Annotated in this window: 9 protein-coding genes; 5 read left to right on the plus strand and 4 right to left on the minus strand. The window is 57.2% G+C overall.

The features are described from left to right. Positions 1-535 precede the first annotated feature (535 nt). Positions 536-1,312 (plus strand): glucose 1-dehydrogenase, encoded by a 777-nt coding sequence (locus H1204_RS40910; protein ID WP_180735813.1) that lies wholly within the window; start codon positions 536-538, stop codon positions 1,310-1,312. Between the two features lie 219 nt (positions 1,313-1,531). On the opposite strand, the gene H1204_RS40915 is transcribed toward H1204_RS40910, so the two are convergent. Both H1204_RS40915 and H1204_RS40920 read right to left on the minus strand, forming a co-directional pair. Beyond that, a complete protein-coding gene (locus H1204_RS40915; RefSeq protein ID WP_180735814.1) occupies positions 1,532-2,338 on the minus strand; it encodes a helix-turn-helix domain-containing protein in 807 nt (268 codons plus the stop codon). A gap of 151 nt (positions 2,339-2,489) precedes the next feature. Continuing rightward, positions 2,490-4,253 carry an FAD-dependent oxidoreductase gene (locus H1204_RS40920; RefSeq protein ID WP_180735815.1) on the minus strand — a complete coding sequence of 588 codons (1,764 nt, stop codon included), beginning with the start codon at positions 4,251-4,253 and terminating at the stop codon, positions 2,490-2,492. Positions 4,254-4,534: 281 nt separating this feature from the next. Here H1204_RS40920 and H1204_RS40925 point away from each other — a divergent pair, with 281 nt between their 5' ends. Next, entirely contained in the window at positions 4,535-5,188 is a 654-nt protein-coding gene (locus tag H1204_RS40925; RefSeq protein ID WP_180735816.1) for an EthD domain-containing protein, read from the plus strand. A 197-nt stretch (positions 5,189-5,385) separates the two neighbouring features. Here the strand turns inward: H1204_RS40925 and H1204_RS40930 are convergent, their stop codons facing one another. Then, on the minus strand, positions 5,386-6,729 hold the full coding sequence (locus tag H1204_RS40930) for an MFS transporter (protein WP_180735817.1): 1,344 nt from the start codon (positions 6,727-6,729) through the stop codon (positions 5,386-5,388). 405 nt (positions 6,730-7,134) lie between these two features. On the opposite strand from H1204_RS40930, the gene H1204_RS40935 reads away from it, so the two are divergent. Next, on the plus strand, positions 7,135-8,280 hold the full coding sequence (locus H1204_RS40935; protein WP_180736272.1) for an MFS transporter: 1,146 nt from the start codon (positions 7,135-7,137) through the stop codon (positions 8,278-8,280). An 81-nt stretch (positions 8,281-8,361) separates the two neighbouring features. Here H1204_RS40935 and H1204_RS40940 read toward each other — a convergent pair whose 3' ends face one another. Continuing rightward, positions 8,362-9,195, minus strand: a complete 834-nt coding sequence (locus H1204_RS40940; protein WP_180735818.1) for an IclR family transcriptional regulator — start codon at positions 9,193-9,195, stop codon at positions 8,362-8,364. 99 nt (positions 9,196-9,294) lie between these two features. On the opposite strand from H1204_RS40940, the gene H1204_RS40945 reads away from it, so the two are divergent. Together H1204_RS40945 and H1204_RS40950 are read left to right on the plus strand one after the other, a co-directional pair. Continuing rightward, positions 9,295-10,104, plus strand: coding sequence for an IclR family transcriptional regulator (locus H1204_RS40945; protein ID WP_180735819.1), 810 nt, complete (start codon positions 9,295-9,297; stop codon positions 10,102-10,104). Between the two features lie 446 nt (positions 10,105-10,550). Further along, entirely contained in the window at positions 10,551-11,507 is a 957-nt protein-coding gene (locus H1204_RS40950) for an MBL fold metallo-hydrolase (protein ID WP_180735820.1), read from the plus strand. Positions 11,508-11,635 lie beyond the last annotated feature (128 nt).

Consider the following 11,635-nt stretch of genomic DNA (forward strand, 5'->3'; position numbering starts at 1 on the left):
CTCCTTAATAACCGTTTGAATCGTTGTATTCGTAACGAGCGAGGCTGCGTATCACGGACATCTCCTATCCGCTTTGCTCAACGGGACTGCGTGACACACGTAGGAGTACGTATCGCTCGAACGATTTTTCTTGATTGCGACCCAACAGCGGGCTTCGCGACAGCGGTTTCTGGACAGCTCTCCAGAACATGCGAGTGCAGAGTTGGATTTGCTGTCGACGCTATCGGGCATGCATCGTTAGGCCAGATACTACGCCACGAAATTAAACATACGCCACTTATTTTGCATTGGTGCAATCCCTAGGAGTACCCCGGACGATGAAGCTGCCCGTGTAGCGAAACAGTTCAGAACAGCGCCCCGTAAGGCGGAGAAGAACATGCTTGACGTGTCTTGGGCGTGGATTTGACAGTGCACCAGCCACCGCTCTTTTCTGACCCGGTAATTACACCTATGCAACTGCATCTGCCATTATGAAATCATGTATTTACTTATCCTGGCAGCCTGCCGCATGTGCACAAAATCAAAAGGAGTCGTCATGCCGTTCCCTAATTTCGTAGCCCCGCGTCTTCTCGAGGACCGTCTCGCGTTCGTTACCGGTGCTGGTCAAGGTAATGGACGCGCGCTTGCGCTCGGCCTCGCGCAGGCCGGCGCAAAAGTCGTGGTCACCGACATCAACCTGGAACTCGTCGAAGAGACGGCGGCCCTCATCAAGAAAGAAGGCGGCCAAGCGTGGGCTTTCGAGCTGGACGTGACCGATGCAGACGCGTGCTACAGCCTCGCGAGCAAGGTAAGCAAGGAGATTGGCCTGGTTGATTTACTCGTGAACAACGCTGGCATCATCATTCGCGAGAACTCCTCCAGCCCGAACGCCGCGAAGAACTGGCAGAAAGTGATGGACGTCAATGTACACGGCACCTTCAACGTGACCCATGCTTTCATCGAGTCAGTGAAGGAAACGAAGGGCGTCGTCATCAACGTCGCCTCCATCGCCGCGTTCGCTGGTCAGGGCGCAAGCCTTGGTTACTCTCCATCGAAGGGCGCAATCAAGATGTTCACTCAGTCGTTGGCCGCTGAACTGGCGCCGTTTGGAGTACGCGTGAATGCACTTGCTCCCGGCGTCATTGAAACTCCGATGACGGCTGCCACGCGCGAGAATCCGCAGCGTCTGGAAGCCTTCATGTCGCGCATCCCCATGGGGCGTGTCGGTCAGACGGAAGACCTTGTCGGCCCAACCGTGTTCCTCGCGTCTGGAATGTCGCGCTATGTCACAGGTGTGACCCTCGCCGTGGATGGCGGATTTCTGGCTATCTGAACATCGCATGGAAACGAGCCCGCCTTGCGGGCTTGCTCCGTGTTCGCTTCGCAGTCAGCGCGCCGTGGTACTTTCGTTCTCACGCATGCACCTACCCCATCTCACATGCCGTCGGTGGAAAGAGACGGTCACCGATTAGTCCTCTTCCAGCAGATACCTATCGCATTCTCAATACCGCCCGTGTTCAGAACGCAGCCGGTTTAGCGTTCGATAATACTTTTAGCTTTTCAGCTCTTTTGAGGACAGCTTTTCCGACAGACGGAGCAGTCCCTTGGCGACGCTACCATCATCAGTAGTGTCCAGGCTGCGTGACGGACCGAAAACTGTCACCGAAAATATCAGTTGCCCGGAGCGGTCAAACACAGGCGCACTCAGACTATCGACTCCAGGAATTGGCACGCCTAGCGTTCGTGAGAGGCGTTTAATTCGCACGTCATGTACGAGACGCTCAAATTCCCTGTCCAGGCGTCTGGCAGAAATAACTTCACCGCCCAAGACCTCGCGGGCGAGCAGCGGCTGTATTGTTTCTCTCGGCAGGAACGCAGCGAACAAACGCCCAGTGCTGCTGTGTGCAACAGACATCACCGACCCTACGTGCAGGCCGACATGCACATACATTTCAGGGCCGTGATATTGGATTACAGTTGGACCAGAATCGGTCCATATCGCGATAAACGCCCCATGTGTATGGTCCTCCAGCAACTTTGCGGCCAACTCGATGGTTTCGTGTAACGGGTATCGCTGCGCCAGCGCTCGCAGTCCAAGCTTCAACGCCAGCGGACCAGGCTCAAAGCTGTGAGTCATTAGGTCACGTCTGACCAGCCCCGTACGAACCAGGCTCACCATATAGGTAAAGACCTGGTTTAGTGGCAACGCTGTCGCGGTACTTAGACCCGTCATTGAGACGGGTTTGCCGGCATCGGCCATATACTGCAGAAGCGTGCCACCAACTTCCATGGCGTGAATGCCCCGTTGCTCTTTCGCCTTACCTGGAGCAGGTTGCTCGACCCTCTCAGCTGCTTCCATACCCCTCCTTTGCGCCCATCATCTTGCGTACGCGATGGTAAATGCATGCCCAGCTCTATTGCCCGGCCGGACGGCTCCAAAAACAAAAAAGCCGTGGCTGCTTGGTCAGAGCAATCACAGCAAATACGCATGTCGGAGTTCCTGCGTATCGTTAGTGGGACACCACTGCGAATTTGGTAGCCGGAGTTTCAGCCGCGGAGCGCTCGTTCTGCGAGGCACCGGCCGACGCGATTGCCTTCCCCGCGATGTAGCCGAACGTCAAAGCCGGTCCCAACGTAATTCCGGCCCCTGGGTAGTTGCCGCCCATGATGCTGCATGCATCATTGCCAACTGCGAAGAGGCCCTGAATCGGCGAACCGGCGGCATTGAGAACGCGGCACGAAGAATCTGCCTTCAGGCCCGCGAACGTCCCAATGTCTCCGATGCGGATTTTCAGCGCGTAGAACGGGCCCTTCTCAATCGGCGCCACGCACGGGTTGGGCGAATGAAGAGCATCCCCCTGGTAACGGTTATAAGCCTTGCTGCCTTTGCCGAACAGCGGGTCACGGCCGAGACGAGCTTCTGCGTTGTAGTCTCGCACCGTCTCTCTCATATTCAGCGCATTCACGCCAATCTTGCCGGCCAGCTCATCAATCGTCGAGGCCTTCGTCAGATAGCCCACGCGCAGATAGCGGCCGATGGGCATCGGAAACGGAGCAACGCTGCCCAAACCATAGGTCCGAAGCGTCTTGTGGTCACAGATCAGATGCGCGGAAATCTCTTCGCCCTTGGGTGTCGCCTTCACCAAGGCCTGGACGAAATCATGGTACGAGTTGCCTTCGTTCGTGAAGCGTCGACCATCGCGCAGCACGGAGATGACCCCCGGTTTCGCACGGTCGATGAAGTGAGGCATGATGCCCGTGGTCCCATCCTTTCTCGTCAAGGTCGAAACGGGTACCCACGCGGCTGCGTTCGGCAGTGTCGTCGATACCTGGCCGCCGACGGCTTCGGCCATACGCAACCCGTCGCCCGTGTTTCCTGTCGGAGACGGCGAGAAATGCTCAGTACCGGTCGGCGCATGCGGGAAAAGCTGCTTGCGACGCTCGATGTCGTACGGAAATCCTCCGCTCGCGAGAACAACAGCGCGTTGTGCCGTGACTCGCACTTTCGAGCCAGCCCTGTCGAGCAACGCCCCAGTGATGCGGCCATTTTCGCTGGTGAGACTGAGCGCCTTCGTGTTGAGCCAGAGAGGGACATTCAGGTCAAAGAGCGACTTGGCAAGCCTGCCGGCCAGTGCATTGCCATTCGTCAGCGTCATGCCCCGTCCGTGCTTCACAACGTCGGCGAAATGACGCGATAGCCTCTTCGTCACATACCACGCGGACTTGATGGACTTCGTCACCCGCATGAAGTGCACAATCTCTTTGCCGGAACCGAGCATCATCCCAAACACGGTCAGTTCTGGCAGCGCCGGAGCGAGGTCCTTGATTGCGGTGCCGAGTTCCCGGCCGTCGAACGGTCGAGTGACCATTGAACGGCCACCTTGCGTGCCGCCGGGCGCTTCAGCGTGATAGTCGGGGAACACAAGAGGCATGTCGAAACGCACTGCCGTTTTCGACGTGAAGAAGTCAACAGCTTCCGGCCCATTCGTGATGAACGCGTCTACGCGCTCGCCGTCAAAGCTCGACCCTGCCTCGTGCTGAAGATAGGTACGGGCAGCGCCTTCCGGTTCATGAATACCTTGCACCTTTGCAAGAGCCGTATTCGGAATCCACAACCAGCCGCCAGAGCGGGCCGTCGAACCGCCAAACTTGGGCTCCTTCTCGATAACGAGAACCTTGAGCCCTTCGAACGCTGCTGTGATTGCTGCGGACATCCCCGAGCAGCCGGAACCAATAACCAGCACGTCACAACTGAATTCGCTTTCCTGCTTCATCACGTCTCTCCGATAGTGAAGACGCGGCTTACTCAGGTGCGTCCTCATAGTCATCCCCAATTCCGTGGGCCATGGTCAAATAATACGCTGAAATTACATATACGCACATTGATTTGTGTAGGTACAATCCCTATGACTTGTTTGCGAGCGCGGACATGTACATTGAAGGCTCACCGGCAAGCGTTTGTGACGGTCCCCAATTAATGCGACGGATTGAGCGTTCAAGGGAACAAAGAGGTTACGTGTCGCTGCCGGTTGCGTTCTTTTAATGTGGAGACGAAATGATTAAGCGTATGACCTTGCTGTCGCGTAAAGAAGGCACTTCGACAAGCGACTTCCGTGCATATTGGTCCGGCTGTCACGCACAACTCGCGTTGTGCATGAAGGGCATTACGAACTACACACAGAACAGGGTCGCCAAGACTCTCTGGCGCTCATCGGACGACCCAGCATGTTTTGATGTCGACGGAGTCGTCGAGCTGTGCTTCGAGAATGACGAGGTCATGGCCGAGGCACAACGCTCACCTGTGGGAAGCCAGTACATTCCTGAAGATGAGCCAAATTTCCTGCGGGGATGGACACTCTGCGTGGTGGACCACGAGGATGAACCGAGAGAACATCCCGGCGTGAAAGTGCTCATCGCCGCTGCGCTGAATGCGGATGTTTCGCGGATGGACTTCAAGACAGCAATTCTCGAAGCCAACGAAACCCAGTCTCCCCGCGCTCTGGTGTCGTTCAACTGGACAAAAAAGAGCGCGAAGCGCGAGCGCCTTTGGGCTGAGCCGGTTCCGCCGACGGCGCTTGTTGCACTTTGGTTCAAGGACATCGCACAGGCCCACGAAGCATTTGGTGCCGACAACAGTTTCGTGCGCAAACTCGACGGCCTGACAAATCGCGCGGCAGCATATCTTGTCGACCCACTCGTGGTTCGATAGCTGGTGGACGCAACCGCCGGCACCTGTTGCCGGCGGCTGGTTGAGACTCTGATTCTGGTAGAGGATGCGTGGGCATAGCGGTCCATCCATAGGCCGATTGGTACCATGGCGTGTGTCCTCCGGAAAAACAAAGTCCACAAAGCCAACGGGCGCTCGAAACTCCGAGCGCCCGTGTTACTTCATGTTCGAACGTTGACTTACGCTTTTTGCGGATTGCCGGCGCGCTCGAATCTCAGTGCATATGCCATCGCCACACAGGCAAAGGCCAGCAGAACCGCAATGAAGTAGAAAGCGTTGCTCATGCTTCCCGTGTAGGTCTTGATGAGACCGATGAGGTACGGCGTGATGGTCCCGCTCGATACACCAATACTGCTCACCAGCGCGATGCTCGCAGCAGCATTCGGGCCGCGGAAGAAAGTCGCCGGGACAGACCAGAAGATTGGGTGAGCAGCATATACAGACACCGCCGCGGCCGTGAGCAACGCCATGGACACAGTGAATCCGATACCGTGCGCGGTCAGCAAGGACAGCGCCACGGCTGCAATGACACCGCACACAACGAAGTGCCATTTGCGCTCATTGCGGCGGTCGGAGCGACGAGCAATCAGGATGACGCCAACAGCGCCGATTGCATTCGGAATCGCCGAGTACAGACTAATCTGAACGATATCGGTAATACCAAACTCCTTAATCATCGTCGGCATCCAGAAGAGAAGCAGAAGAATCGCTGACGTCAGACAGAAGTACACGAAGGCGAACAGATAGACATACGGATTGCGAACTGCGTCCATCAGCGAATGGCTGTGCTCACCCGGCTTTCCTTCGAACGCAAGCAGCTCTTCCAGACGTCGCTTCTCATTGGCGCCAAGCCACGTCGCGTTCGCCGGCTTGTCCTTCAGATAGAAGTAGGCGATGACCCCGAGCACGATTGCCGGCGCACCTTCAATCGCAAGCATCCATTGCCAGCCGTGAATTCCGTGCACCCCGTCCATGCCGCGCATTATTCCGCCCGACACGAGTCCGCCAAGCACGCCAGCCACAGCAACGCCCGCATAGAAGATTGAAAGTGCACCTGCGCGACGGCGCGCCGGAAACCAGAAGGTCAGATAGAAGACGATGCCCGGAAAGAACCCGGCTTCAAACACACCAAGCAGAAAACGCAGAACGTAGAACTGCGTGCTTGTTGAGACAGCCACCATCATGACCGAACACGCGCCCCACAGCACCATGATTCGCGCGAACGTCTTTCTCGCTCCGAACTTGTGAAGGAGCATGTTGCTGGGCACCTCAAACAGGACGTAACCCACGAAGAAAAACACCGCACCCAGACTGTACGCAGCGTCCGTGAATGACAGGTCGTGCTTCATCTGCAGTTGCGCGAAGCCGATGTTATTTCTGTCGAGAATAGCGATGACGTAACAGAAGAAAAGGAACGGGATGATTCGCAGGGTCACCTTGCGGAAGAGACCGTCATCGGACGTACCGACAGAGGGGGGAGTTGCCGGTGTCGGGACTGCGCCGACTGAACTTCGCGTTGTCATCAAAATCTCCAGTGCAGTTATTCTCAGTTGTGGCCATATCGGTCGAAGTTGTCATGCCGTTCGACTGACTGCTGCCCCACTTAGAAGGCAACCGCACCATGGCAGGTTCACGCTTCTTGATTACATATTAACGCTGCACTTCGCACATATGTAATTCTCGTTTGTACCTAGCCCTCGACCCAAGCGATCGAAACACAAATAGATAGTGGTTAACCCGCACATTTATCGAGGAACGTTTCTTCGCTGACCTGTCGCGTGGCCTCGCCTTGGGGGCACTCGCCGCATGGTAGGGATTCCGAGCAGTAGATTTGCCATATGTGTAATTGATTGCGTATATATAATTAATATAGGCACCTACCTGCACGTAGGTGCCGACCTTCCGGGAGAGCCGATTTGTCCGCGAGAATGTTGTGGCTTCTGAGTACATGCTGCTTTGCCAGCATGGCGTCGATGAGGGTATGCGATTCACTGCTTCCGTCTTTGCAGGCTGACTTCGATGTGACGATGGGTCATGCTGCCCAGGCCATTTCGGCGTTTGCTCTCGCGTACGGAGTGATGCAACTTGTGTTCGGTCCCGTCGGCGACCGGTTTGGCAAGATACGCGTAATAGCGCTGGCAACTCTGGCGTGCACCGCGGGCAATCTCGGCGCAGCCCTGTCCATCCATATGGGTCATCTCGTAGCGGCTCGCGCACTATCGGGAGCAGCGGCTGCGGGAATCGTGCCACTAACGATGGCCTGGATTGGTGACAAGGTACCGTACGAGCGGCGACAGGAAGTCCTCGCGCGGCTACTCGGTGCGACGGTCTTCGGGATGATTGCAGGTCAGTGGCTCGGTGCACTACTCACTGATGCGGTCGACTGGCGCGCTCCATTTGCTTCGCTGGCCGCAATTTGCCTCGTCGCCGGCATCCTCGTCATGCGGGAAGACCATGGCTCTGACGCGAGTGATGCATTGCCCCGTGGCCGGTTCGCCGAGGTATTGACGATTTCGTGGGCTCGGACAGTGCTTCTGGTCACCTTCATCGAAGGTTCGCTCGCATTCAGCGCCTTGTCGTTTATCCCGAGCTATCTGCACACCGGATTTGACGTGCCGATGTCGAGAGCTGGGGGCGTCGTGGCGCTATACGGAGTTGGCGGGCTCCTCTACAGCCGCTGTGCGCGTCGACTGGTCGGACGGTTGGGCGAAGCGAATCTCGCAAGACTTGGCGGTGGATGCCTCGCATTGTCATACGGTGGGCTCGCCATTCTAGGCAACTGGTGGATGGCAGCGCCCTGCTGCTTTCTGGCCGGCTTTGGCTTTTACGCGTTGCACAACACCTTGCAGACTCATGCGACGCAGATGGCGCCCAAGATGCGTGGAACCGCAGTTTCGCTATTTTCCTGCTTTCTCTTCTTCGGACAGTCGCTCGGCGTCGCCTGCGCGGCATGGTTCATTGACCGGTTTTCCGCACCGCAGGTCTTTATCTGCAGTGCCTCGGGTCTACTCGTTCTCGCATTCGCGTTCTCCTCGCTGGTTTCCCGTCAGACCGGGCACCTGGCGAGGACATGACCTATGTCATCAAGCCGGACACATACCGTGAAGTCGATTGATACAGAGATGCCGTCGCCCGCCCGATACGCCGTCTTTCAACTAGACGACTGGTACAGACGGGCCGGAATTTTTCTCAGTCAACAGTTTGGTGGTCTCGAGAAGACTGGTAGCCAAGGGTCCTTTCCACGAGACATCGAAATTCGCGGCCACTCCGAACAACGTCAGCACCAGAACAATCTCGCCCTCGTTATCAAAAACCGGCGCGCTGATGCTGTTGATGCCTGGAATCGGCAACCCCTCACCCCGCGCAAGTCCGCGTTTTCGAATGTCAGCCAGAATGGCATCAAACTGTGCAGCTGTAAGACGTTCGCCTTCCGGAGTCTGCGACCCCATGTCGGCCTTCACCAGCTCGTCCAGCTTGGGCGCTTGTTTGTGCGCGGCAAAAACGCGGCCGGTCGTGGAGTGCACGAGCGACATGACCGTGCCTACGTGAACGCCAGCGTGCAAGGAAGCAGCCGGTTCAATACTTTGAAGCACCGTTGGGCCTCGGTCTCCCCATGCGGCGAGCAGCACACTTTGTTCAACACGCGTTGCAAGCTCGATGGATGGCTGCATCGCGTTTCGGACTGCAGGCACCATGCGCAGGGCGTGCAGTCCCATCCGAAGCGACAAAGGACCTGGTTCAAAGCGCAAGGTGACCGGGTCACGTTTAACCAGACCGGTGCGGAGCAGGCTCACCATGTACGTGAATACCTGGTTCGTCGGGATACCGCTTCGCGCACTCAGTTCCGCGAGCGTCACTGGCTCTCCAGCATCCGCAAGATATTGCAGGAAACGGCCACCGACTTCCATGCTCTGGATGCCCCGCTGTTCCTTTCGAGCACCCGAGTCGTGACTTTCCGGATTTTCTTTTGCTTGCTGCTTCGTTACCATGCAATCCTCTGTGCACGAACACACCGTGATTCGCTGATTTTACCGGCTTCCTGCTTACTGCAACGCACACCCGGACTCTGAATCCGACAAGATACGCAAATGGACACCGAAAGCACCGAAAAAGCCCAACGGGGAATCCAGTCAGTTGAAGTGGGTAGCGAAATTTTGATGGCGTTGACCCAATCTGAGTCGCCCATGCCACTGAAGGAGGTTTCGCACGTTACGGGAATGTCACCCGCAAAGCTCTTCCCGTACCTGGTAAGCCTCATCAAGCTCCAACTTGTGCAACGGATGGAACCCTCCGGCGATTATGCCCCAGGTCCCCTCGCGCTGCGGCTCGGCTTGTACGGCCTGCAGCGATTGAATCCGCTGCGTGAAGCCGAGGCCGACGTACTGGCTCTCGCATCGAAGACCGGGCAAAGCGTCTTCCTGACGACCTGGGGCCCGAATGGTCCCGTGGTTGTGAGACAGGAAGACCCGTCCTATCCGCTCCACCTGACGCTCCGGGTTGGCACCGTCATGTCGCTCGTAAACACTGCGACGGGACGTCTATTTGGCGCGTATATGCCAGAACCCTTGGTGCAGAAGGCACTGGCAGACGAAGGCATTCGCCTGAGCGGCGCAACTGCCCTGAAAGCAGCAGACAGACAGGAGTTGTTCCGCGCGTACCAGAAGATTCGGGAAGACGGGATGACCCGAACTTCCGGTCACCCGTTGCCAGGAGTGAACGCCATCGCGGCGCCCGTATTCCTGTTCAACGGCTCGATAGCATTGGCAATCACTCTCGTCGGGCCGGCTGGCACGTTTGACACTCGCTGGGACGGCGAACTTGCGTCGACCCTCCGACAGACCACCAACGACCTCTCATATCGATTGGGCTACTCGGCCGCTCCTGTCGGCGAAGCTTAACTTTCAGCGGACTGCTGGCCGTCGTGGTCGGTAGTCCAGGCTGCCGTCTCCCTCCTCTCACCACTCGTCACCGGCCTCACCACACTCCATCCTGGAGCAGTGGTCGTCGAATCACATCCAACCATATACGCCGTCCACCAACCGGGCAGCCAGGCCAAAGTCGCGCCTGAACGTCCCGTCGCGCCCGCCTTGCGCGCGTCCGCAGACACATCCCGAAGAGACACGCCACACCCGTAGTAGCACCGACACTACGAGCCACTCGTGTTCCTGTCGGCAAACCCTCGTCGCGCCGCCTTTCTCCAGCCAAATACATTCCCGAGCGCCATCACCCCTACGGGAAATTATCTATATACGACTATGTTCGCTTATGTATAATTTCCTCAACGTCAGGGTTGCTGGAAAAACCCGCCCTGTCCCTTCAATTATTCCTGTAGAGGTCTCCTGCCATGGCGACAGAAAAGAAGTTTGCTTCCCACGCGGACGTTGAAGAAAAGAAGGTCACGTTCGAACAGCTTTCCGAACATGCCTACGCTTACACCGCAGAAGGCGACCCGAATACCGGCATCATCATCGGGGATGACGCCGTGCTCGTCGCTGATACGCAGGCGACACCTGTGATGGCTCAGGACGTCATTCGTCGCATTCGCGAAGTGACGGACAAGCCCATCAAGTACGTCCTGCTGACCCACTATCACGCGGTCCGTGTGCTCGGCGCGTCGGCGTACAACCCTGAACAAATCATCGCCAGCCAGGACACCTATGACCTCATCGTCGAGCGCGGTGAGCAGGACATGAAGAGCGAGATTGAGCGCTTCCCGCGTCTCTTCAATGCCGTCGAATCCGTGCCGGGCCTGACCTGGCCGACCCTGACCTTCCAAAAAAAGATGACTCTCTGGATGGGCAAGCTCGAAGTTCAGATTCTGCAACTCGGACGCGGACACACGAAGGGCGACACGGTCGTCTGGCTGCCGCAGGAAAAGACGCTCCTGTCGGGCGACCTCGTCGAGTACGGCGCGACACCGTATGCGGGCGATGCGTACTTCCAGGACTGGCCCGCTACGCTCGATGCCATTGCCGCGCTGAAGCCTGAAAAGCTGGTTCCCGGCCGTGGCGCCGCACTCAAGACGCCTCAGGAAGTCGCTGACGGGCTTGCTGGTACGCGCGCCTTCATCAGCGAGCTTTACAGCAAGGTGAAGTCGGGTGCCGCCGAAGGCAAGGACCTCAATGCTATCTACAAAGAGACGTATTCCACGCTCAAGCCCAAATTTGGCGACTGGGTCATCTTCGACCACTGCATGCCCTTCGATGTGACCCGCGCACACGATGAAGCGACGCAATATCCCGACCCGCGTATCTGGACTGCACAGCGCGATAAGGAAATGTGGGAAACGCTCGAAGGCTGACCGTTCGCAATGGTTTGGCCGCAAGTGATTTGCGGCCGTCCCTGGATTGAAGAACCCATCTGGAGTTTCAAAGTGGAACAAACGACGCACGATGTATCTATTCGGCGAGAATCGATTCAGCCTGCAAC

It is taken from the genome of Paraburkholderia sp. PGU19, assembly GCF_013426915.1.
Classification (GTDB): Bacteria; Pseudomonadota; Gammaproteobacteria; order Burkholderiales; family Burkholderiaceae; genus Paraburkholderia.

Excerpts from the sequence above, each read along its gene's own strand:
- H1204_RS40910 (WP_180735813.1), top strand. The coding sequence starts at position 536 with ATGCCGTTCCCTAATTTCGTAGCCCCGCGTCTTCTCGAGGACCGTCTC.
- H1204_RS40915 (WP_180735814.1), bottom strand. The coding sequence starts at position 2,338 with ATGGAAGCAGCTGAGAGGGTCGAGCAACCTGCTCCAGGTAAGGCGAAA.
- H1204_RS40920 (WP_180735815.1), bottom strand. The coding sequence starts at position 4,253 with ATGAAGCAGGAAAGCGAATTCAGTTGTGACGTGCTGGTTATTGGTTCC.
- H1204_RS40925 (WP_180735816.1), top strand. The coding sequence starts at position 4,535 with ATGATTAAGCGTATGACCTTGCTGTCGCGTAAAGAAGGCACTTCGACA.
- H1204_RS40930 (WP_180735817.1), bottom strand. The coding sequence starts at position 6,729 with ATGACAACGCGAAGTTCAGTCGGCGCAGTCCCGACACCGGCAACTCCC.
- H1204_RS40935 (WP_180736272.1), top strand. The coding sequence starts at position 7,135 with ATGTTGTGGCTTCTGAGTACATGCTGCTTTGCCAGCATGGCGTCGATG.
- H1204_RS40940 (WP_180735818.1), bottom strand. The coding sequence starts at position 9,195 with ATGGTAACGAAGCAGCAAGCAAAAGAAAATCCGGAAAGTCACGACTCG.
- H1204_RS40945 (WP_180735819.1), top strand. The coding sequence starts at position 9,295 with ATGGACACCGAAAGCACCGAAAAAGCCCAACGGGGAATCCAGTCAGTT.
- H1204_RS40950 (WP_180735820.1), top strand. The coding sequence starts at position 10,551 with ATGGCGACAGAAAAGAAGTTTGCTTCCCACGCGGACGTTGAAGAAAAG.